A 21,530-nucleotide genomic window follows, 5' to 3' on the forward strand; every position below is an offset into this window, starting at 1 on the left:
CTCGGGGGTACCGCCCTTCTCAGCTCACTCAGCCGTCGTCGCGGACTCCGGCCTCACGACGCCCGTCGTCCTGACGGTCGTCGTCGTGACGGTCATCGTCCTCATCGTCGTCGTCCTCGTCGAGCACGACGATCTCGTCGGTGACGTCGACATCGGCGTCACCTTCGTACTCGTCGTCGTCCTCGTCGTAGTACTCGGCCTGGTCGGAGGCACGCTCGGCCGCCGCGACCTCGGGGTCGTCGTCGTCCTCGTCCTCCTCGTCGTCGAACGCCTCGTCGACCTCGACGTCCGCGTCGAGGTCCGCGTCGATGGCGGAGGCGTCGACGAACTCGACACCGTCCAGCTCGGCGAGCCGGTCGGAGGCGTCCGTGGCCCCGTCCTTGTCGGCCTCGAGGGTCTTGGCGAACCACTCGCGCGCCTCGTCCTCACGACCGGCCGCCAGCAGGGCGTCGGCGTAGGCGTACCGCAGACGCGCGGTCCACGGCTGCACGGAGTTGGAGGCCAGCTCCGGGCTCTGCAGGGTCACGATGGCAGCGTCGAGCTGGTCCATGTCCCGGCGGGCACCGGCCGCGACCAGACGCATCTCGACCTGTCCGGCCTTGTCCAGCTTCTGCACCTCGGGCTCGCCGGCCATGGCCAGTGCCCGCTCCGGGCGGCCGAGGCCGCGCTCGCAGTCGGCGATGACGGGCCACAGCTCGACCGAGCCGGTCATCCGCTTGGCTGCGCGGAACTCCGCGATCGCCTCCGCGTACTTCTGGTTGGCGTACGCGGCGAAGCCCGCGGCCTCGCGCACGGCGGCGACACGGGAGGCCAGACGCAGGGCGATGCGCGAGTACGCGTACGCCTGCTCCGGGTCCTCGTCGATCAGCCGGGCCACCATGACCAGGTTCTTGGAGACTTCCTCGGCCAGCCCCTTGGGCAGGCTCAGCAGCTCCTGGCGAACGTCGGAATCGATCTCGAAACCGGTGACGTCGTCGTCGATCGGAAGCCGCTTGACCGGCTCCCGGTCCGCACGGAAGTCACGGTCGCCACCACGGTCGTCCCGACCACGGAACCCACCGCGGTCGCCACCCCGGTCATCGCGACGCGGGTACGAGGGTCGGTCGCCGCCGCGGTCGTCGCGGCCGCCGCGGATTCCACCGCGGTCGTCATCGCGACGGGGGTAGGAGGGACGGTCGCCGCCGGAGGGACGGTCGTCACGACGCGGGTACGAGGGACGGTCGCCGCGGTCGTTGCCGCGGAAGCCACCACCGGTGGGACGGTCACCCCGGTCGTCGCGACGGAAGCCACCACCGGAAGGACGGTCGCCACCGGAGGGTCGGTCGTCACGACGCGGGAAGGAGGGACGGTCGCCGCCGCGGTCGTCACGGCCGTCACGGAACCCGCCGCGGTCGTCATCACGACGCGGGTACGAGGGGCGGTCGCCGCGGTCGTTGCCGCGGAAGCCGCCACCGGAGGGACGGTCACCACGGTCGTTGCCGCGGAAGCCACCACCCGAAGGACGGTCGTCACGACGGGGGTACGACGGACGGTCGCCACCGGAGGGTCGGTCGTCACGGCGCGGGTACGACGGACGGTCGCCGCCGCGGTCGTCACGGCCGCCGCGGAACCCACCGCGGTCGTCATCGCGACGGGGGTAGGAGGGACGGTCGCCGCCGGAGGGACGGTCGTCACGACGCGGGTACGAGGGACGGTCGCCCCGGTCGTTGCCACGGAAGCCACCACCGGAGGGACGGTCACCCCGGTCGTCGCGACGGAAGCCACCACCCGAGGGACGGTCGCCACCGGAGGGTCGGTCGTCACGACGCGGGTACGACGGACGGTCGCCGCCGCGGTCGTCACGGCCGCCGCGGAACCCACCGCGGTCGTCATCGCGACGGGGGTAGGAGGGACGGTCGCCGCCGGAGGGACGGTCGTCACGACGCGGGTACGAGGGACGGTCGCCCCGGTCGTTGCCACGGAAGCCACCACCGGAGGGACGGTCACCCCGGTCGTCGCGACGGAAGCCACCACCCGAGGGACGGTCGCCACCGGAGGGTCGGTCGTCACGGCGCGGGTACGACGGACGGTCGCCGCCACGGTCATCACGGCCACCACGGAACCCACCGCGGTCGTCATCACGACGGGGGAAGGAGGGGCGGTCGCCGCGGTCGTTGCCACGGAAGCCGCCACCGGAGGGACGGTCACCACGGTCGTTGCCGCGGAAGCCACCACCCGAAGGACGGTCGCCGCCACGGTCGTCACGACGCGGGTACGAGGGACGGTCGCCACCGGAGGCCGGACGGCCGCCACGGTCGTCGCGGCGGAAGCCGCCACCAGTGGGACGGTCGCCGCCGGAGGGACGGTCATCGCGACGCGGGTACGACGGACGGTCGCCGCCGCCGGCGGGCCGGCCACCACGGTCGTCACGGCGGAAGCCACCGCCGCCGGCCGGGCGGTCGCCCCGGTCGTCGCGACGGAACGGCGGACGCTCGCCGCCACGGTCGTCACGGCCCCCGCGGTAGCCGCCCCTGTCACCGCCGTCGTTGCGCCGAGGCTCGCGCTCCGGACGATCGTCGGGAGAGTTGGACATGGGTGTGACTCCTGTCTTCGGGGTACCGCTAGTCATTCTCGCGCAACCAACCCATGGCCGCGCTTCGGCGTAAAGCTGCGTAAAGCTCCGTAAAGCTCTGGAAAACAAAAAAGACCCCTGCTCCAGCGTTGAACGCTGGACCAGGGGTCCTTTGAAAAATTGTTCGGCGGTGTCCTACTCTCCCACAGGGTCCCCCCTGCAGTACCATCGGCGCTGAAAGGCTTAGCTTCCGGGTTCGGAATGTAACCGGGCGTTTCCCTAACGCTATGACCACCGAAACCCTAATCGGTTTCGAGCGAACAAGCACACTTTGTAGTTATGTTCTAGCTCTAGAAACCAGCAACAGTTCGTTGCTTCAGAACTAACACAGTGGACGCGAGCAACTGAGGACAAGCCCTCGGCCTATTAGTACCAGTCAGCTCCACCCGTTACCGGGCTTCCACATCTGGCCTATCAACCCAGTCGTCTACTGGGAGCCTTACCCTCTCAAGGAGGTGGGAATACTCATCTTGAAGCAGGCTTCCCGCTTAGATGCTTTCAGCGGTTATCCCTCCCGAACGTAGCCAACCAGCCATGCCCTTGGCAGGACAACTGGCACACCAGAGGTTCGTCCGTCCCGGTCCTCTCGTACTAGGGACAGCCCTTCTCAATATTCCTACGCGCACAGCGGATAGGGACCGAACTGTCTCACGACGTTCTAAACCCAGCTCGCGTACCGCTTTAATGGGCGAACAGCCCAACCCTTGGGACCGACTCCAGCCCCAGGATGCGACGAGCCGACATCGAGGTGCCAAACCATCCCGTCGATATGGACTCTTGGGGAAGATCAGCCTGTTATCCCCGGGGTACCTTTTATCCGTTGAGCGACGGCGCTTCCACAAGCCACCGCCGGATCACTAGTCCCGACTTTCGTCCCTGCTCGACCCGTCGGTCTCACAGTCAAGCTCCCTTGTGCACTTACACTCAACACCTGATTGCCAACCAGGCTGAGGGAACCTTTGGGCGCCTCCGTTACTTTTTGGGAGGCAACCGCCCCAGTTAAACTACCCATCAGACACTGTCCCTGATCCGGATCACGGACCGAGGTTAGACATCCAGCACGACCAGAGTGGTATTTCAACGACGACTCCACAACCACTGGCGTGGCCGCTTCAAAGTCTCCCACCTATCCTACACAAGCCGAACCGAACACCAATATCAAACTATAGTAAAGGTCCCGGGGTCTTTCCGTCCTGCTGCGCGAAACGAGCATCTTTACTCGTAGTGCAATTTCACCGGGCCTATGGTTGAGACAGTCGAGAAGTCGTTACGCCATTCGTGCAGGTCGGAACTTACCCGACAAGGAATTTCGCTACCTTAGGATGGTTATAGTTACCACCGCCGTTTACTGGCGCTTAAGTTCTCAGCTTCGCCACACCGAAATGTGACTAACCGGTCCCCTTAACGTTCCAGCACCGGGCAGGCGTCAGTCCGTATACATCGCCTTACGGCTTCGCACGGACCTGTGTTTTTAGTAAACAGTCGCTTCTCGCTGGTCTCTGCGGCCACCCCCAGCTCACGGAGTAAATCCGATCACCAGGACTGGCCCCCCTTCTCCCGAAGTTACGGGGGCATTTTGCCGAGTTCCTTAACCATAGTTCACCCGAACGCCTCGGTATTCTCTACCTGACCACCTGAGTCGGTTTAGGGTACGGGCCGCCATGAAACTCGCTAGAGGCTTTTCTCGACAGCATAGGATCATCCACTTCACCACAATCGGCTCGGCATCAGGTCTCAGCCTTATATGAGGGACGGATTTGCCTACCCCTCGGCCTACACCCTTACCCCGGGACTACCACCGCCCGGGCTGGACTACCTTCCTGCGTCACCCCATCGCTTACCTACTACAAGTCTGGTTCGCCGGCTCCACCACTTTCCTTTCCCCGAAGGGTCCGGAACGGCTTCACGGGCTTAGCATCGCCTGATTCGATATTGGGCGTTTCAAAGCGGGTACCGGAATATCAACCGGTTGTCCATCGACTACGCCTGTCGGCCTCGCCTTAGGTCCCGACTTACCCTGGGCAGATCAGCTTGACCCAGGAACCCTTAGTCAATCGGCGCACACGTTTCTCACGTGTGTATCGCTACTCATGCCTGCATTCTCACTCGTGAACCGTCCACAACTAGCTTCCGCTGCTGCTTCACCCGGCACACGACGCTCCCCTACCCATCACAGCGGGCGTTGGCCCTATTGCTGCAATGACACGACTTCGGCGGTACGCTTGAGCCCCGCTACATTGTCGGCGCGGAATCACTTGACCAGTGAGCTATTACGCACTCTTTCAAGGGTGGCTGCTTCTAAGCCAACCTCCTGGTTGTCTCTGCGACTCCACATCCTTTCCCACTTAGCGTACGCTTAGGGGCCTTAGTCGATGCTCTGGGCTGTTTCCCTCTCGACCATGGAGCTTATCCCCCACAGTCTCACTGCCACGCTCTCACTTACCGGCATTCGGAGTTTGGCTAAGGTCAGTAACCCGGTAGGGCCCATCGCCTATCCAGTGCTCTACCTCCGGCAAGAAACACGTGACGCTGCACCTAAATGCATTTCGGGGAGAACCAGCTATCACGGAGTTTGATTGGCCTTTCACCCCTAACCACAGGTCATCCCCCAGGTTTTCAACCCTGGTGGGTTCGGTCCTCCACGAAGTCTTACCTCCGCTTCAACCTGCCCATGGCTAGATCACTCCGCTTCGGGTCTAGAGCGTGCAACTCAATCGCCCTATTCGGACTCGCTTTCGCTACGGCTTCCCCACACGGGTTAACCTCGCTACACACCGCTAACTCGCAGGCTCATTCTTCAAAAGGCACGCAGTCACGACTGTATGTGCAAGCACATACAGCGACGCTCCCACGGCTTGTAGGCACACGGTTTCAGGTACTATTTCACTCCGCTCCCGCGGTACTTTTCACCATTCCCTCACGGTACTATCCGCTATCGGTCACCAGGGAATATTTAGGCTTAGCGGGTGGTCCCGCCAGATTCACACGGGATTTCTCGGGCCCCGTGCTACTTGGGAGATTCTTAAGCAAGCCGCTGATGTTTCGTCTACGGGGGTCTTACCCTCTACGCCGGACCTTTCGCATGTCCTTCGACTACATCAACGGTTTCTGACTCGCCGACCGGCCGGCAGACCGATCAAAAGAATTCCCACAACCCCGCATGCGCAACCCCTGCCGGGTATCACACGCATACGGTTTGGCCTCATCCGGTTTCGCTCGCCACTACTCCCGGAATCACGGTTGTTTTCTCTTCCTGCGGGTACTGAGATGTTTCACTTCCCCGCGTTCCCTCCACACTGCCTATGTGTTCAGCAGTGGGTGACAGCCCATGACGACTGCCGGGTTTCCCCATTCGGACACCCCCGGATCAAAGCTCAGTTGGCAGCTCCCCGGGGCCTATCGCGGCCTCTCACGTCCTTCATCGGTTCCTGGTGCCAAGGCATCCACCGTGCGCCCTTAAAAACTTGGCCTACAGATGCTCGCGTCCACTGTGTAGTTCTCAAGCAACGACCAGTCACCCATCACCCTCACCCAAAAGGCGAAGTTCACTGGGGCCGGCATCACGAAGATAAGACCTTACGGCCGTACCCTCAGATACCCAACAACGTGCCAAGCACGATCCCCCGTCAGTGAGTCACTTTCCACGCCGAAGCAGTACTTGTGATCCATCCAGGAAACCGTGCCAACTAATCAACGTTCCACCCTGAGCTGACCGTGCAGAACGTTTGTCTGCAATCGGTACTGTGCTCCTTAGAAAGGAGGTGATCCAGCCGCACCTTCCGGTACGGCTACCTTGTTACGACTTCGTCCCAATCGCCAGTCCCACCTTCGACAGCTCCCTCCCTTACGGGTTGGGCCACCGGCTTCGGGTGTTACCGACTTTCGTGACGTGACGGGCGGTGTGTACAAGGCCCGGGAACGTATTCACCGCAGCAATGCTGATCTGCGATTACTAGCAACTCCGACTTCATGGGGTCGAGTTGCAGACCCCAATCCGAACTGAGACCGGCTTTTTGAGATTCGCTCCACCTCACGGTATCGCAGCTCATTGTACCGGCCATTGTAGCACGTGTGCAGCCCAAGACATAAGGGGCATGATGACTTGACGTCGTCCCCACCTTCCTCCGAGTTGACCCCGGCGGTCTCCTGTGAGTCCCCATCACCCCGAAGGGCATGCTGGCAACACAGGACAAGGGTTGCGCTCGTTGCGGGACTTAACCCAACATCTCACGACACGAGCTGACGACAGCCATGCACCACCTGTATACCGACCACAAGGGGGGCACTATCTCTAATGCTTTCCGGTATATGTCAAGCCTTGGTAAGGTTCTTCGCGTTGCGTCGAATTAAGCCACATGCTCCGCTGCTTGTGCGGGCCCCCGTCAATTCCTTTGAGTTTTAGCCTTGCGGCCGTACTCCCCAGGCGGGGAACTTAATGCGTTAGCTGCGGCACCGACGACGTGGAATGTCGCCAACACCTAGTTCCCAACGTTTACGGCGTGGACTACCAGGGTATCTAATCCTGTTCGCTCCCCACGCTTTCGCTCCTCAGCGTCAGTAATGGCCCAGAGATCCGCCTTCGCCACCGGTGTTCCTCCTGATATCTGCGCATTTCACCGCTACACCAGGAATTCCGATCTCCCCTACCACACTCTAGCTAGCCCGTATCGAATGCAGACCCGAGGTTAAGCCTCGGGCTTTCACATCCGACGTGACAAGCCGCCTACGAGCTCTTTACGCCCAATAATTCCGGACAACGCTTGCGCCCTACGTATTACCGCGGCTGCTGGCACGTAGTTAGCCGGCGCTTCTTCTGCAGGTACCGTCACTTTCGCTTCTTCCCTGCTGAAAGAGGTTTACAACCCGAAGGCCGTCATCCCTCACGCGGCGTCGCTGCATCAGGCTTTCGCCCATTGTGCAATATTCCCCACTGCTGCCTCCCGTAGGAGTCTGGGCCGTGTCTCAGTCCCAGTGTGGCCGGTCGCCCTCTCAGGCCGGCTACCCGTCGTCGCCTTGGTGGGCCATTACCCCACCAACAAGCTGATAGGCCGCGGGCTCATCCTTCACCGCCGGAGCTTTTAACCCCCGCCCATGCAGGCAGGAGTGTTATCCGGTATTAGACCCCGTTTCCAGGGCTTGTCCCAGAGTGAAGGGCAGATTGCCCACGTGTTACTCACCCGTTCGCCACTAATCCACCCCGAAGGGCTTCATCGTTCGACTTGCATGTGTTAAGCACGCCGCCAGCGTTCGTCCTGAGCCAGGATCAAACTCTCCATGAATGTTTACCCGTAATCGGGTGCACACGCACTTAGAGCGGGACAGTCATGTCGGAATAAGACCGACCGTCCACTGCGTCCTCGCTGTGTAATTGCCTGCAAGCATCACGGCAGAACCGCGACCTCACAGGTCTTTTTCAAAGGAACCTCATCCACCGAAATGGACGGGGTATCAACTTTTTGGCGTTGATTTTTGGCACGCTGTTGAGTTCTCAAGGAACGGACGCTTCCTTTGTTCCTGTTTCCAGGCCCTCCGGGCGCTTCCTTCGTTTCCAACTCTACCAGATCATTTCCGTTGCCGTTTCCGGTTCAGGATTTGAATTCGGTGACCGTTGGGGGTCTTTGCCTTTCGGTGCTCCACCACATTAGCGCTTATCCCGTGCGGCTCATAATCGGCCGTTCGGAATCGAATTCGGGCACGCCGAATAAGACCCCGCCAGGGGTAAGTCGTAGGTGTTGGGTTGGCCGCTCCGGGGGTCTGCTGATAGCAGTGCCCCGTTCAATCGGCTCGGGCTACGTTAGGCGTCCGCCGGGGCCGAGTCAAGTTGGGCGGCGGCGTGGCGCGTGGGCCCGGTACGGGCTGACCGTCGGGTCGTGGGTGATCCAGTAGCGGTACGGGTGGGCCGCGCCGGCTCCGCCCACTCCGGTGCGCGGGCCCCTGCTCACCAGGTCCGGAGGTACGGGGGCGCCGGTCAGCAGGGACAGGGGGGAATCCGTGCCGGTGCAGAGGTCCGTGCCGTCCAGGGAGCGGTCCACGGCCAGGGCAGTGGCCAGGCGGGCCGGGCCTTTGGCCAGTTCCCGGTCGTTTCTGGCTGAAACACGGCGTTTGCGCGCCTGATCCGCGCCTACGGTGATCTCTCCGGCCCGGATCAGGACTCCGCTCGCGTGGCCCGGTGGGCCGCAGACCAGGTTGAGGCTGAACCACATGCCGTAGATGAAGTAGACGTACGCGTGTCCGGGTGGACCGAACATCGAGGCGTTGCGCGCCGTCCGGCCTCGGTAGGCGTGGGAGCCCGGGTCGGCCTCCCCCTCGTACGCCTCCACCTCCGTGATGCGCAGCTCCATGGGGCCGTCCGCGGTGCGGCGGACCAGGGTGCGGCCGAGGAGGTCCGGGGCCACGGTGAGGACCGGGCGGTCGTAGAAGGGCCGGGGCAGGGGCGTACGGTCGGGGCGCGCGCTCATCCAGTCGAGCGTAGTGGACTGCGTACTCCTGCAACCGGGGCCTAAGGTTCCGCGTTTGTAGGGGTAGTACCGCGCAGAGTGGCGCGCGTCTTGCCTAGCAGGACTTTTTCGAGCACGTCGTAGTCGTATAGGGGAGTCAGAGCATGGGGTTCAGGAAGCTGTTCGCGAGCCTGGGTGCCGGTGGTGCTTCGGTCGACACGGTCATCACCGAGCCGAACGTCGTGCCGGGCGGGATCGTCCAGGGCGAGGTACGGATCCAGGGCGGGTCCGTGGAGCAGCAGATCGAGGGGCTGTCCGTCGGGCTCCAGGCGCGCGTGGAGGTGGAGGGCAACGACCAGGAGTACAAGCAGGACGTGGTCTTCACCAAGCAGCGTCTCGGTGGTGCCTTCCAGGTGCAGGCGGGCGCCCTGCACGTGGTGCCGTTCGGGCTGGAGATTCCCTGGGAGACGCCGATCACCCACTTCGGGGGGCGTCAGCTGCACGGGATGAACATCGGGGTCAGCACGGAGCTGGAGATCGCGCGCGCGGTGGACGCCGGTGACCTGGACGCGATCAACGTGCACCCGGTGCCGGCGCAGCAGGCGATCCTCGACGCCTTCGCGCAGCTGGGCTTCACCTTCCGCAGCGCGGACATGGAGCGCGGGCACATCCGGGGGACGCGGCAGACGCTGCCGTTCTACCAGGAGATCGAGTTCCTGCCGCCGTCGCAGTACCGGGGGCTGAACCAGGTCGAGCTGACCTTCGTCTCCGACGGGCGCGAGATGGACGTCGTCCTGGAGATGGACAAGAAGCCGGGCCTGTTCAGCGAGGGCAGCGACACCTTCCGCTGCTTCCAGGTGGGGCTGCAGTCCTACCAGGGCACCGACTGGGTGGCCTACCTGAACCAGTGGATCTCGTCGGTGGGTTCCCAGCGCAACTGGTTCTGAGCGGCGGGCCACCCCCTAGGCTCGGTGCCGGTACAGGTACCGGTGTACAGGTAAAGGTCAGCGTCGACTCAACCCAGTAGGAGGTTCCGCAGTGGCCGAGCAGAGCAGGGCGCCGCTCCCCCACGATTTCCACCCGGCGGTGCACGCGTTCACCGTGAGCAGTGCGGATCTGGAGCCCGGGGCCGATCTGGGGTCCGACCAGGTGCTGTCCGGTGGGAACGTGTCGCCGCAGCTGCAGTGGGAGGGGTTCCCGGAGGGGACGAAGAGCTTCGCCGTGACCTGCTTCGACCCGGACGCGCCGACGGGGAGCGGGTTCTGGCACTGGGTGCTCTTCGATCTGCCGGTCTCGGTCACCGGGCTGCCGGCCGGGGCGGGCAGCGGGAAGTTCGAGGGGCTGCCCGCCGGGGCCGTGCACGTACGGAACGACTACGGCACCCAGGACTTCGGCGGGGCGGCTCCCCCGGCCGGGGAAAGGCACCGTTACGTGTTCACCGTGTACGCGGTGGACCAGGAGAAGCTCGGTCCCGGTGCGGACGTGTCTCCTGCCGTCGTCGGGTTCAATCTGCGGTTCCACACGCTGGGGCGTGCGCAGCTCGTCGGTGAGTACGAGGCTCCCGCGGGCTGAGCGTTCCGCCCTTCGTTCTCCGAGCGTTAGCCCGGTCCTGGTCTAAAGACGGCCAGGACCGGGCATTTTTATTGCGTTGTCCCGCGTGGCGCGCGCGACCAGAGTGGTTGCGGGCCTTGCTGCCAGGGTGGTCGCGGGCCTGCACACGGGAGGTGGGCGAGATGCGGGACACGCTGGTGCTCAACGCGAGCTTCGAGCCGCTGTCGACGGTGACGATGAACCGGGCCGTGGTCCTGGTGCTCCAGGACAAGGCCGTGGTCGAACAGGCGCATCCCGAGTTCCGTGTGCGCGCGGCCACGATGGAGCTTCCGTTGCCGCGGGTGATCAGACTCTGCAGGTACGTCCGGGTGCCCTTCCGGAGACATGCTCCCTGGTCACGGAGGGGGGTGTTGATCCGGGACCAACACCGGTGCGCCTACTGCGGGAAGCGTGCGACGACCGTCGACCACGTCCTTCCGCGGGCTCAGGGCGGTGGGGACACCTGGCTAAACACAGTGGCCTCCTGCTCCGAGGACAACCACCGCAAGGCGGCCCGGACTCCGGAGGAGGCGGGGATGCCGCTCCTCCGGAAGCCCTTCGTCCCCTCGCCGGCCGACGCCATGCTGCTCGCGCTGGGGGTCGGCGGGCGGGAGGCGCTGCCGGAGTGGCTGGAGCGTTCCGCGTAGGGCCGTGAGTGATCGCGTAGGGCGGGTTCGTCCCGCCGGGTAGGCGGCTGCGCTGGGCGACGTACGTTTTCTACGTCGCTCAGCGGAGCAGCAGCTGGACGATCGCGATGATCCCGACGGTCACGATGACGGCGCGCAGCACGGTGGGCGGCAGGCGGCGGCCGACCTTGGCGCCGAGCTGACCGCCGATGGTGGAGCCGACGGCGATGAGCAGGACGGCCGTCCAGTCGAACTCGGCGACGAAGAGGAAGAAGACGGCCGCGATGCCGTTCACCATCGCCGCGACGACGTTCTTCACCGCGTTGATCCGCTGGAGGTCCTCGCGGAGCAGCAGGCCCATCAGGCCGAGGTAGAGGACGCCCTGGGCGGCGCCGAAGTAGCCCCCGTACGCGCTGGAGAGCAGCATGCCCGACAGCAGCAGCGGGCCGCCGTCGGGATGGCCGGTATCGCCTCCCGCGGCCTCCTGGCGCCTGCGCAGGGCGGCGGCCAGCCGGGGCTGGAAGACGACGAGCACGAGGGCCAGGCCGATCAGGACGGGCACGATCGTGTCGAAGGAGTCCGACGGCAGGGTGAGGAGCAGGATCGCGCCGGCGAGTCCGCCGACGAGGGAGACGGCGCCGAGGCGCATGATGCGGGCGCCCTGGCCCCGGAGCTCCTTGCGGTAGCCGATGGCTCCGCTGATGGAACCGGGTACGAGGCCCAGGGTGTTGGAGACGTTGGCCGTGACCGGCGGCAGGCCGGTGGCCAGCAGCACCGGGAAGGTGATCAGGGTGCCGGAACCGACGATGGTGTTGATGGTGCCGGCGCCGATGCCGGCCGCGAAGACCGCGAGTGATTCCCAGACGGACATGGGAGGGGTCGTCCCCTTTGCATGAGTGAGTCGCCTCCCCGCCGTGAAGGTCGAGGGGCCTCACTGATCATGCCGGAGGGGACGGCCCCCTCAGTCGATGGGGGGCTGCTCGCGGCGTTCCGCGGCGTCCTTGTCGCGCGCGGCCGGGATTCCGCCGGTGCCGCCGGCGCCGCCGCCGTCCTTTCCTGCGTTCTGCGGGTTGAAGCCGGAGGCGGCGCCCATCGGGCCGAAGTTGCCCATCGCTCCGGAGAGTCCCTTGAGGGCGTCGCCGATCTCGCTCGGGACGATCCAGAGCTTGTTGGCATCGCCCTCGGCGAGCTTCGGGAGCATCTGGAGGTACTGGTAGGCGAGGAGCTTCTGGTCGGCGTCGCCGGCGTGGATGGACTCGAAGACCGTACGGATGGCCTGGGCCTCGCCCTCGGCGCGCAGGGCCGCGGCCTTGGCGTCACCCTCGGCGCGCAGGATGGAGGACTGCTTCTCGCCCTCGGCGCGCAGGATCTCGGACTGGCGGACACCTTCGGCCTGGAGGATCGCGGCGCGCTTGTCGCGGTCGGCGCGCATCTGCTTCTCCATCGAGTCCTGGATGGAGGTCGGCGGCTCGATGGCCTTGAGCTCGACGCGGTTGACGCGGATGCCCCACTTGCCGGTGGCCTCGTCGAGGACTCCGCGCAGGGCCGCGTTGATCTCCTCGCGGGAGGTCAGGGTCCGCTCGAGGTCCATGCCGCCGATGATGTTGCGGAGCGTGGTGACGGTGAGCTGCTCGATGGCCTGGATGTAGCTGGCCACCTCGTACGTCGCGGCGCGGGCGTCGGTCACCTGGTAGTAGATGACCGTGTCGATGTTGACGACCAGGTTGTCCTGGGTGATGACGGGCTGCGGCGGGAAGGGGACGACCTGCTCGCGGAGGTCGATCCGGTTGCGGATCGAGTCGATGAACGGGACGACGATGTTCAGGCCCGCGTTGAGGGTGCGGGTGTAGCGCCCGAACCGTTCGACGATGGCGGCGCTGGCCTGCGGGATCACCTGGATCGTCTTGACCAGTGCGATGAAGACCAGAACCACCAGAATGATCAGAACGATGATGATCGGTTGCATGCGGTTCCCCGTGCCCTTCCGGCTGTCTGTGCTGCCCCGTTCAGCGGAGTCTCGCAGACCCCGGGGCCGCGGGTCGGCTGCTTGCCCACATGTGGCGTGCACACAGGGGAGTTGCTCACCTGCTGGTCCGTCACATGATCCATCACATGATCTGTCACATGACGACGGCGGTCGCCCCGTCGATCTCCACGACGTCGACGGACTGGCCCGGTTCGAAGCTGATGTCCGCATCGAGGGAGCGCGCCGACCAGATCTCGCCGGCGAGCTTGATCCTGCCCCCGCCGCTCGCGTCCACGCGTTCCAGGACCACGGCGCTGCGGCCCCTCAACGCGTCGATTCCGCTGCGGTGTTGGGGTTTTTGATTGCGGTGCCGGTTGGCGATCGGACGGACGACCGCGAGGAGCGCGACCGACACGATCACGAAGACCAGGATCTGGGCGACCGGTCCCCCGCCGAGGGCCGCCGTGACGGCGGCCGCCACCGCTCCGGCGGCGAACATGCCGAACTCGGGCATCGCGGTCAGGACGAGGGGTATGCCCAGTCCGACCGCGCCGATGAGCCACCACACCCACGCGTCGATGTCCACATGGTCATGGTAGGTCGGGTGGGCGCGGTCGGGACAGGGTGCGGGAGGCCCGGCTGGTGCGCGGGACGCGGCCGGGCGCGCCGACTACCGCAGGGGCAGGCCCTGGGCGGTCCAGCGGTCGCTGTCGTTGCGCTCCACGACGAGCGGCAGGCCGAAGCAGAGGGAGAGGTTGCGGGAAGTCAGTTCGAGGTCGATGGGTCCGGCCGCGACCACCTTGCCCTGACGGATCATCAGCACGTGGGTGAAGCCGGGGGCGATCTCCTCGACGTGGTGCGTGACCATGATCATCGACGGGGCGAGCGGATCGCGGGCGAGCCGGCCGAGGCGCCGTACGAGGTCCTCGCGGCCGCCGAGGTCGAGACCGGCGGCGGGCTCGTCGAGCAGCAGCAGCTCGGGGTCGGTCATCAGCGCGCGGGCGATCAGGGTGCGCTTGCGCTCGCCCTCGGAGAGGGTGCCGAACTTCCGGTCGAGGTAGGGCGTCATGCCGAGGCGGTCGAGGAAGGCGCGGGCGCGCTGCTCGTCGATCTCCTCGTACTCCTCCGTCCAGGTGGCCGTCATGCCGTACGCGGCGGTGAGGACGGTCTCCAGCACGGTCTGGCGCCTGGGCAGCTTGTCGGCCATCGCGATGCCGGCCATGCCGATGCGGGGGCGCAGCTCGAAGACGTCCACCTTGCCGAGGGTGCTGCCGAGGATGGTGGCGGAACCCGTGGTGGGGAAGAGGTAGCTCGAGGCGAGGTTCAGCAGCGTGGTCTTGCCGGCGCCGTTGGGGCCGAGGATCACCCAGCGCTCCCCCTCCTTGACCGACCAGGAGACCTGGTCCACCAGAGCCCGGCCCTCGCGGACCACGGATACGTCCACCAGCTCCAGAACATCGCTCATGAGCGTGTTGTCTCCCCTTGCAGTCTCGGTACGTCTGTGCGCCGCCCGTCCGTGGGCGCAGCCCCAGGGGAAAACCTACGCCACTCGGGGAGGGATCCGGGCGCGGGCCCGGGTCACAGGGGGCGTCCGTAAAGTGGGGGGATGCTTTTCGAACCGCGTTCAGGGCGGCTGGCCGCCTGGGGGAACGCTCTACTGGCCGGTCTCGTCTCGCCCGACGAAGCCGTGCTGTCGATCGTGGGCGAGGACGCCGTGCACCGGGTGGAGGGGCTTCCCGGGGAATCCGGCCCGGTGGGTCTGACCCTGGCGCTGGGCCGGCTGCGGGTGCTGGGCGTGACCGGGCTGCGGATCGCGCTCCCGGCGCCGGGGCATCCGCTGGGACTGAGCGGGCCGCCGGAGTTCAACGCGAGGGCGCTGGACGCGGAGGAGGCGGTCGTCGCGGTGGGTGCGGCGCTCGGGCTGGTCCCGGAGGTGCGCGAGGCCCGGCCCGCGGGTGATGTGCACGTGTCGGTGACCTGGCACTGCCTGCCGGTACGGGAGGCCCCGCCGGCGGACGTGCCGTCGCTCGGCGAGGCGGAACGGGAACTGGCGGAGGCGCTGCGCGAGGCCACGGTGGTGCTGACCCGGCTGGACGTGGCGGGATCCGGGCCGGTCGCGGAGGCGGCGCTGTCCGCGTACCGGGCGCGGACGGAGGCCGGGCGGGACGCGCTGGCGCCGGGGTATCCGCCGCGGGCGGTACGGGTCCTCTCGCTGGCGCAGCGGGTGGACCTGATGGTGTCGCTGGCGACCGAGCGCGGGCACGGCGCGGCGGTGGCCGCCTCGGAGATGGCGGCCCGGGCGGAGGCGTTGCGTCCGGTGGAGCGGGTCGCCCGGCGGGCGCTGGTCGCGGCGTACAACTCGGCGGTGGAGGAGCGGTTGCGCTAGCCGCTCGGTGCGGGGTCCGGGTGCGGCGCCGTCGCGCGAGCGTCCCCGGCTGCGCCGGGCCTCCGGGGCGCCGCCCCGGCCCCGCTCCTCAAACGCCGGAGGGGCTGGATCTGGCCGGCTGCGCCAGAAGGCCCCGGGGGAAGCCCGCGGAGCGGTGACGCGTCGCGAACGGGATCGGCCCCGCTTCCCAGGGAGAGGGGGGAAGCGGGGCCGAGGTTTCCCTGCCGCTGCCTGCGCCACCGCTCAGCCCGCCCGACTGCCACGCCGGACGGAGTCCGGCACAGCGGTGCGACGCCTGCGAAGCAGTGCGAGCACAGCATCGGAAAGGGTGCGGGGGGGGGAAGCGGGGCCGGGTACGGGGCCGCTGTGCGGGCCCGGCTGCCCCGCCGGTCGGAGGCCGGCGCAGCGGGGCGAAGCCTGCGTAGCAGTGCGAGCACCGCGTTAAGAAGGGTGCGAGCACCGCGTCAGGACGGGTGCGGGCTAGTTGTTCACGCCCGTGTTGCCCCAGGCGCCGTTCAGCAGGCCGATCACGTTGACCGAGTTGCCCACCACGTTCGCGGGGATGTGGACGGGGAGCTGGAGCTGGTTCCCCGCGGCCACGCCGGGCGAGTTCAGGGCCTCGCCCTCCGCCGACGCACCGCCGTGCGCCGACGAGACACCCGCGCCGGCGGCCAGGAGGCCACCCGCGATCATGGTGACGGCGGTGGCCTTCTTGAAGTTCTTCACGTTCTCGTCCTCCAGTACGTCTGCCGCGGCCAGCCGCCGCGGCACGTCATGAAGAACGCTCATCCGACGAACGGGATGCGCCATGTGGGCTACATACACCCGAGCGGATGAATCATCGCCCCCGTGGGTTACCGCGCGATGCCGTGCCTGACCGCCCACAACGCGGCCTGCGTACGGTCCGCGAGGTCCAGCTTCATCAGGATGTTCGATACGTGCGTCTTGACCGTCTTCTCCGACAGGACGAGCGCCCGGGCGATCTCCCGGTTCGAGCGCCCGTCCGCTATGTGGTTCAGCACCTCGCGCTCGCGGTCCGTCAGATTGCCGCCGCGGCCGGACGACGGGCCGGGGCCCTCCTCGGCCAGCAGGGCTCCGGCGACCTCCGGCTGGAGGAGGACGTGTCCCGCGTGCACCGAGCGGATGGCGGCGGCGAGGGCGTCGGGGTCGATGTCCTTGTACACGTAGCCGGCCGCGCCCGCGCGCAGGGCCGGGACCACCGTGCGCTGCTCTGTGAAGCTGGTGACGATCAGCACGCGCGCCGGGTTCGCCAGCGTGCGCAGTCTGCGCAGGGCCTCGATGCCGTCGGTGCCCGGCATCTTGATGTCCATCAGGATGACGTCGGGGTGCAGTTCCTCGGCGCGTTCGATGCCCTCGTCGCCGTCGGCGGCCTCGCCGACCACCTCGATGTCGTCCTGGACCTCCAGGAAGGTGCGCAGGCCCCGGCGGACCACCTGGTGGTCGTCCACCAGCAATACCCTGACGCGGCCGCTACGGCCCGGCGTGTCAGCCACCGGGTACCTCCAGTTCGATCGTGGTGCCGGTGCCGGGCTCGGACCGTACGGTGAGCCGGCCGCCCACGCCGGCGGCCCGGTCCCGCATGGAGACCAGGCCGAGGTGCCGGCCGGCCCGGCGGACGGTGGGAGGGGAGAAGCCGGTTCCGTCGTCGGTCACCCGGAGCAGGGCTCCCCCGGTCCCGCCGCGGGTCAGGGTGACCTCGATCCGCTCGCCCTCGGAGTGGCGCAGTGCGTTGTGCAGGGCCTCCTGGGCCACGCGCAGGACCGCCTCCTCCTGGGCCGCGGGCAGGGCCCGTACTCCGTCACAGGTGAAGGTGACGTGCGCGGCGTGGGCCCGGTCCAGGACCCGGACCTGGTTGCGGAGGGTGGCGATCAGGCCGTCCTCGTCCAGGGCGGCGGGGCGGAGCTCGGTGACGGCCGCGCGCAGTTCGTCGGCGGCCTCGGCCGCGAGGGCGGCGACCTGCTGGAGCTCGTCCTTGGCGCGGGCCGGGTCGCGGTCGACCAGGGCGGCGGCGGCTTGCGCGGTGAGACGCAGCGAGAAGAGCTTCTGGCTGACCGCGTCGTGCAGCTCGTGGGCCAGGCGGGAGCGCTCCTCGGCGATGGTCAGCTCGCGGCTGCGCTCGTAGAGGCGGGCGTTGGTGAGGGCGATCGCGGCGTGCTGGGCGAGGAGGGAGAGGAGCTCCTCGTCCTCGTCGGTGAACCCGTCGGCCGGGGCGCCGCCGCCCGGGGCGCTTCGCTTGTTCGCGAGGAAGAGCGCGCCGAGGGTCTCCTCGCCGTCCCTGATGGGCAGCCCGAGGAAGTCGGACATGGCCGGGTGGGCGGCGGGCCAGCCCTCGAAGCGGGGGTCCTTGCGTACGTCGGCCAGCCGCTCGGGGCCGTCCTGGTGGAGCATCGCGGCGAGGATGCCGTGCTGGCGGGGCAGCGGGCCGATCGCGCGCCACTGCTCCTCGCTGACGCCGTCCACGACGAACTGGGCGAAGCCGCCGTGGTCGTCCGGGACGCCCAGCGCCGCGTACTCGGCGTCGAGCAGCTCTCGGGCCGAGGCGACGATCGTGCGCAGCACGTCGCGGACCTCCAGCCGGCGGCTCATGGCGAGCAGCGCGGTGCTCACGGCGGCCAGGCCGCCGCCGCGGGGGGCTCGGGGTCCGGGGTGCATGGCCTCACGGTACTCGCGGCGCCCGGTCGGGCGGATCGGGCCCGGGGCGTAGGTCCGGGCCGGTGGTGGCGTAGGCCTCGGCCGGGTCGTGGCGTAGGCCTCGGCCGGGTCGTGGCGTAGGCCTCGGCCGGGTCGTGGCGTAGGCCTCGGCCGGGTCGTGGCGTAGGCCTCGGCCGGGTCGTGGCGTAGGCCTCGGCCTAGGACGAAGGGACCTGGCGGGGTGCTCCCGCCGGCCGAGGCGGCGGGGGCCGCCGGGTTCCTACGTTGGAGGCATCTGCAGGGCGGTTCGGAAGGCGAGGGTGCGGTCATGTCGGTGGCGGTGGTGACGGGGGCGTCGAGGGGGCTGGGCCGGGCGGTGGCCGGGGAGCTGGCGGCCCGGGGCTGGGACCTGGTGCTGAGCGCGCGGGGCGCGGGTCCGCTGGCGGAGGCCGGGGAGGCTCTGCGGGCCTCGGGGGCGCGGGTCACGGTGGTGGCGGGGGACGTGTCCTCGGCGGCGCACCGGGCGGAGCTGGTGGCGGCGGCTCGGGCGCTGGGCCGGCTGGACCTGCTGGTGAACAACGCGGGCGTGCTGGGCGCGGAGCCGCTGGTGCCGCTGGCGGTGCACCCGCTGGACGGTCTGCGCGAGGCGTTCGAGGTGAATGTGGTGGCCCCGCTGGGGCTGGTCCAGGAGGCACTGCCGCTGCTGCGGGCGGCGGCCGCCGGGGCGGTGCTGAACATCAGCTCGGACGCGGCGGTGGTGGCGTACGGGACCTGGGGGGCCTACGGGGCGACCAAGGCGGCGGGGGACCTGATGTCGGCGGTCCTGGCCGTGGAGGAGCCGGGGCTGCGCGTGTGGTGGGCGGATCCGGGCTCGATGCGGACGCGGATGATGGCGGCCGCCGAACCCGGGGAGGACCTGTCGGGGATACCGGGACCGGAGGAGGTGGCTCCGCTGCTGCTCAGGCTGGTGGCGGAGGGGCTGCCGAGCGGCCGGTACACGGCGCGGGGTCTGGCGGGGGTGGAGCGGTGAACGGGAACGGCGCCCGGGGAGTACGGGAAAAGGGACTGTACATAAAGGACATTCCGCCGGGTCTTGCGGCCCGGGTTCCCGCCGAGCAGCGGGGGCCGGGCCGGGGGCGGGACTCGGTGCGGCTGCTGGTCTCGAAGGGGGCCTCGGAGGTGTCGCTGCGCGCCTTCCGGGAGCTGCCGGGGCTGCTGCACGCGGGGGACGTACTGGCGGTGAACACCTCGATGACGCTGGCGGCGGCCGTGGACGGGCGGCTCGGCGGCGAGGAGATCGTCGTGCACTTCTCCACGCGCGGGGACGACGGCCGCTGGGCGGTGGAGCTCCGGGAGCGGGACCGGGCCGGGGCCGGGGGCGGGACGACCCGGCCCCGGGCCGGCGGGCCCGCCGGGGCCGTCGTGGAGCTGCCGGGCGGATGGCGCCTGACATGCGAGGAGCCGCTGGTTCCGGGGGCGGACCGGCTGTGGTGGGCGCGGCCCGAGCCGCCGCGGGGGCGTCCGCAGGAGGTGCCGGCGCTGCTGGGCTCGTACGGGCGGCCGATCCGGTACGGCTACACGGAGCGGGACCAGCCGCTGTCGGCGTACCAGACGGTCTTCGCGGTGCCGCGGGCCGACGGGGCGGGTTCGGCGGAGATGCCGAGCGCGGGCCGGCCCTTCACTACGGAGCTGGTGGCGGAGCTGGTGCGCCGGGGGGTGCGGTTCGCCCCGCTGACCCTGCACACGGGGGTGGCCTCGCAGGAGGCGCACGAGCCGCCGTACCCGGAGCGGTACGAGGTGCCCGCGGCCACGGCCCGGCTGGTGAACGCGGCGAAGGCGACGGGCGGGCGGGTGATCGGTGTGGGGACCACGGCGGTGCGGGCGCTCGAGTCGGCCGCAGACGGGGACGGGGTGGTGCGGGCCGCCGGGGGCTGGACCGGCCTGGTCGTGACGCCGGAGCGCGGGGTGCGGGTGGTGGACGGGCTGCTGACCGGGCTGCACGAGCCCGAGGCCTCGCACCTGCTGATGCTGGAGGCGGTGGCCGGACGGGAGGCCGTACGCCGCGGGTACGCCTCAGCTGTAGCGAACCTGTGCCTCTGGCATGAGTTCGGGGACGTGCATCTGCTACTCAAGGATGAGAACGGTCACGGAGTGGATTGCTGACGCAACGGTTGGTGAGATTGATACGTGCCCGATGTGAGCCCGCGCATAGGACGCACATCACTTACGAAGCTCCCTAGTGGACGAGTAAGGGCGGCGTTAGCACTGGCCTCGCATGCGCCGAGCCCCGAAATCGGGGCTCGGCCGCAGCCCCTGATCCACTAAGCGGGATCGTACGTCACACCTTTGCCACAGGTTTTTGCCACCGCTAAGAATTGCTCTCGCCGCACAGCGCCGCGGATCTCGGATCCGGCAGGCGCTTTCCTGCGGCCCCCGCTATTCGAAGAGGTTGCTACGCATGACCGAGACCAGCACTCCCGGCCACAGTCGTCGTCTGACGATGACGAAGGCGCACAAGCTTTCCATCGCCGGTGCAGCCACCCTGGGCGCCGCCGCCCTCGCCTTCTCCCTCGTGCCGGCCAACGCCGCCGAGACGCAGACGGTCGTCGCCGCCCCCGTCGCCTGGTCCAAGGTCGTCGACGGCGCGCAGACGCAGGCCATGCAGCAGCACCTCACCGTTCAGCAGGTCGTCGCGGACCAGCAGGCCAAGGTCGCGAAGGACGCCAAGGCCGCGAAGGACGCCAAGGACACAGCCGCCAAGGCCAAGGCCGAGGCGGACGCCAAGAAGGACCGCGAGCAGAAGGCGGCCGCCAGCCGTTCCGCGACCCGTGCGCCGGTCTTCGCGAACAACCTGGACGGCTGGATCAAGGAAGCCCTCTTCATCATGAAGAAGGAGGGCATTCCGGGCACCTACGCCGGGATCCACAAGAACATCATGCGCGAGTCCAGCGGTAACCCGCTGGCGATCAACAACTGGGACATCAACGCCCAGAACGGCATCCCCAGCAAGGGTCTACTCCAGGTCATCGCCCCGACCTTCAAGGCGTACCACGTCAAGGGCACCAAGTTCGACCAGTACGACCCGGTCGCCAACATCGTCGCGGCCTGCAACTACGCGGCCGACCGCTACGGCTCCATGGACAACGTCAACAGCGCCTACTAGGCCCCTGGCGTCCTTCCAAGCCCCCCATGCGCCTCAGGGCGGCCCCGGTGTTCCGGAGCCGCCCTGAGGCGTTCGTGCGCGACCACATGCCGCTTACCC

17 protein-coding genes and 3 rRNA genes are annotated in these 21,530 nt (G+C 67.9%); 7 read left to right on the forward strand and 13 right to left on the reverse strand.

The genetic code is table 11. From position 1 onward, the window contains the following. Window positions 1–28 precede the first annotated feature (28 nt). The 6 genes from OG435_RS11910 to OG435_RS11935 all read right to left on the reverse strand — a co-directional run bounded on the left by OG435_RS11910 (window position 29) and on the right by OG435_RS11935 (window position 9,069). Window positions 29–928: a tetratricopeptide repeat protein gene (locus OG435_RS11910; protein ID WP_266881657.1), complete on the reverse strand. Its 900-nt coding sequence runs from the start codon at window positions 926–928 to the stop codon at window positions 29–31. Then, window positions 925–2,490, reverse strand: coding sequence for a hypothetical protein (locus OG435_RS50685; protein ID WP_430625790.1), 1,566 nt, complete (start codon window positions 2,488–2,490; stop codon window positions 925–927). The genes OG435_RS11910 and OG435_RS50685 overlap by 4 nt, the downstream gene beginning before the upstream one ends. A 243-nt stretch (window positions 2,491–2,733) precedes the next feature. Then, window positions 2,734–2,850, reverse strand: a 5S ribosomal RNA gene (rrf, locus tag OG435_RS11920). A gap of 107 nt (window positions 2,851–2,957) precedes the next feature. Next, window positions 2,958–6,081 (reverse strand): 23S ribosomal RNA (locus OG435_RS11925). A 284-nt stretch (window positions 6,082–6,365) separates the two neighbouring features. Further along, window positions 6,366–7,890, reverse strand: a 16S ribosomal RNA gene (locus tag OG435_RS11930). Together the 16S, 23S and 5S rRNA genes form the textbook arrangement of a ribosomal RNA operon. A 537-nt stretch (window positions 7,891–8,427) precedes the next feature. Further along, window positions 8,428–9,069: a DNA-3-methyladenine glycosylase gene (locus OG435_RS11935; RefSeq protein WP_266876800.1), complete on the reverse strand. Its 642-nt coding sequence runs from the start codon at window positions 9,067–9,069 to the stop codon at window positions 8,428–8,430. A 143-nt stretch (window positions 9,070–9,212) separates the two neighbouring features. Here OG435_RS11935 and OG435_RS11940 point away from each other — a divergent pair, with 143 nt between their 5' ends. From OG435_RS11940 to OG435_RS11950, 3 genes are all read left to right on the forward strand, one after another. Continuing rightward, window positions 9,213–9,995: a sporulation protein gene (locus tag OG435_RS11940; RefSeq protein WP_266876801.1), complete on the forward strand. Its 783-nt coding sequence runs from the start codon at window positions 9,213–9,215 to the stop codon at window positions 9,993–9,995. 91 nt (window positions 9,996–10,086) lie between these two features. Then, window positions 10,087–10,620, forward strand: a complete 534-nt coding sequence (locus OG435_RS11945) for a YbhB/YbcL family Raf kinase inhibitor-like protein (protein ID WP_266876802.1) — start codon at window positions 10,087–10,089, stop codon at window positions 10,618–10,620. 161 nt (window positions 10,621–10,781) lie between these two features. After that, entirely contained in the window at window positions 10,782–11,285 is a 504-nt protein-coding gene (locus tag OG435_RS11950) for an HNH endonuclease (protein WP_254387938.1), read from the forward strand. Window positions 11,286–11,364: 79 nt separating this feature from the next. On the opposite strand, the gene OG435_RS11955 is transcribed toward OG435_RS11950, so the two are convergent. From OG435_RS11955 to OG435_RS11970, 4 genes are all read right to left on the reverse strand, one after another. Next, window positions 11,365–12,135 (reverse strand): sulfite exporter TauE/SafE family protein, encoded by a 771-nt coding sequence (locus OG435_RS11955; RefSeq protein ID WP_266876803.1) that lies wholly within the window; start codon window positions 12,133–12,135, stop codon window positions 11,365–11,367. 90 nt (window positions 12,136–12,225) lie between these two features. Continuing rightward, window positions 12,226–13,230 carry an SPFH domain-containing protein gene (locus OG435_RS11960; RefSeq protein ID WP_266876804.1) on the reverse strand — a complete coding sequence of 335 codons (1,005 nt, stop codon included), beginning with the start codon at window positions 13,228–13,230 and terminating at the stop codon, window positions 12,226–12,228. 154 nt (window positions 13,231–13,384) lie between these two features. Next, window positions 13,385–13,816, reverse strand: coding sequence for an NfeD family protein (locus OG435_RS11965; RefSeq protein ID WP_266876805.1), 432 nt, complete (start codon window positions 13,814–13,816; stop codon window positions 13,385–13,387). Window positions 13,817–13,900: 84 nt separating this feature from the next. Then, the gene (locus OG435_RS11970) at window positions 13,901–14,695 is read right to left on the reverse strand and encodes an ABC transporter ATP-binding protein (protein ID WP_266876806.1); all 795 of its coding nucleotides are present in this window, start codon (window positions 14,693–14,695) and stop codon (window positions 13,901–13,903) included. Between the two features lie 141 nt (window positions 14,696–14,836). Here OG435_RS11970 and OG435_RS11975 point away from each other — a divergent pair, with 141 nt between their 5' ends. After that, window positions 14,837–15,616 (forward strand): hypothetical protein, encoded by a 780-nt coding sequence (locus OG435_RS11975; protein ID WP_266876807.1) that lies wholly within the window; start codon window positions 14,837–14,839, stop codon window positions 15,614–15,616. Between the two features lie 480 nt (window positions 15,617–16,096). On the opposite strand, the gene OG435_RS11980 is transcribed toward OG435_RS11975, so the two are convergent. The 3 genes from OG435_RS11980 to OG435_RS11990 form a co-directional block, all read right to left on the reverse strand. Beyond that, window positions 16,097–16,342 (reverse strand): chaplin, encoded by a 246-nt coding sequence (locus tag OG435_RS11980; protein WP_243338617.1) that lies wholly within the window; start codon window positions 16,340–16,342, stop codon window positions 16,097–16,099. Between the two features lie 128 nt (window positions 16,343–16,470). Continuing rightward, on the reverse strand, window positions 16,471–17,130 hold the full coding sequence (locus tag OG435_RS11985; protein WP_266876808.1) for a response regulator: 660 nt from the start codon (window positions 17,128–17,130) through the stop codon (window positions 16,471–16,473). Then, window positions 17,123–18,289: a GAF domain-containing sensor histidine kinase gene (locus tag OG435_RS11990; RefSeq protein WP_266876809.1), complete on the reverse strand. Its 1,167-nt coding sequence runs from the start codon at window positions 18,287–18,289 to the stop codon at window positions 17,123–17,125. Before OG435_RS11990 ends, OG435_RS11985 begins: the two co-directional genes overlap by 8 nt. A gap of 307 nt (window positions 18,290–18,596) precedes the next feature. Here OG435_RS11990 and OG435_RS11995 point away from each other — a divergent pair, with 307 nt between their 5' ends. The 3 genes from OG435_RS11995 to OG435_RS12005 all read left to right on the forward strand — a co-directional run bounded on the left by OG435_RS11995 (window position 18,597) and on the right by OG435_RS12005 (window position 21,431). Continuing rightward, window positions 18,597–19,298, forward strand: coding sequence for an SDR family NAD(P)-dependent oxidoreductase (locus tag OG435_RS11995; RefSeq protein WP_266876810.1), 702 nt, complete (start codon window positions 18,597–18,599; stop codon window positions 19,296–19,298). Continuing rightward, complete coding sequence (locus OG435_RS12000) at window positions 19,295–20,431, forward strand: S-adenosylmethionine:tRNA ribosyltransferase-isomerase (RefSeq protein WP_266876811.1); 1,137 nt, start codon at window positions 19,295–19,297, stop codon at window positions 20,429–20,431. Before OG435_RS11995 ends, OG435_RS12000 begins: the two co-directional genes overlap by 4 nt. 295 nt (window positions 20,432–20,726) lie before the next feature. Next, window positions 20,727–21,431 carry a transglycosylase SLT domain-containing protein gene (locus tag OG435_RS12005; RefSeq protein WP_266876812.1) on the forward strand — a complete coding sequence of 235 codons (705 nt, stop codon included), beginning with the start codon at window positions 20,727–20,729 and terminating at the stop codon, window positions 21,429–21,431. Window positions 21,432–21,530: the final 99 nt, after the last annotated feature.

Source organism: Streptomyces sp. NBC_01264, assembly GCF_026340675.1.
Taxonomy (GTDB): domain Bacteria; phylum Actinomycetota; class Actinomycetes; order Streptomycetales; family Streptomycetaceae; genus Streptomyces.

Bases quoted from the DNA above. Each gene is read 5' to 3' on its own strand.
- OG435_RS11940 (WP_266876801.1), top strand. From the start codon at position 9,213: ATGGGGTTCAGGAAGCTGTTCGCGAGCCTGGGTGCCGGTGGTGCTTCG.
- OG435_RS11960 (WP_266876804.1), bottom strand. From the start codon at position 13,230: ATGCAACCGATCATCATCGTTCTGATCATTCTGGTGGTTCTGGTCTTC.
- OG435_RS11975 (WP_266876807.1), top strand. From the start codon at position 14,837: ATGCTTTTCGAACCGCGTTCAGGGCGGCTGGCCGCCTGGGGGAACGCT.
- OG435_RS11955 (WP_266876803.1), bottom strand. From the start codon at position 12,135: ATGTCCGTCTGGGAATCACTCGCGGTCTTCGCGGCCGGCATCGGCGCC.
- OG435_RS12005 (WP_266876812.1), top strand. From the start codon at position 20,727: ATGACCGAGACCAGCACTCCCGGCCACAGTCGTCGTCTGACGATGACG.
- OG435_RS11950 (WP_254387938.1), top strand. From the start codon at position 10,782: ATGCGGGACACGCTGGTGCTCAACGCGAGCTTCGAGCCGCTGTCGACG.
- OG435_RS11995 (WP_266876810.1), top strand. From the start codon at position 18,597: ATGTCGGTGGCGGTGGTGACGGGGGCGTCGAGGGGGCTGGGCCGGGCG.
- OG435_RS11935 (WP_266876800.1), bottom strand. From the start codon at position 9,069: ATGAGCGCGCGCCCCGACCGTACGCCCCTGCCCCGGCCCTTCTACGAC.
- OG435_RS11970 (WP_266876806.1), bottom strand. From the start codon at position 14,695: ATGAGCGATGTTCTGGAGCTGGTGGACGTATCCGTGGTCCGCGAGGGC.
- OG435_RS11990 (WP_266876809.1), bottom strand. From the start codon at position 18,289: ATGCACCCCGGACCCCGAGCCCCCCGCGGCGGCGGCCTGGCCGCCGTG.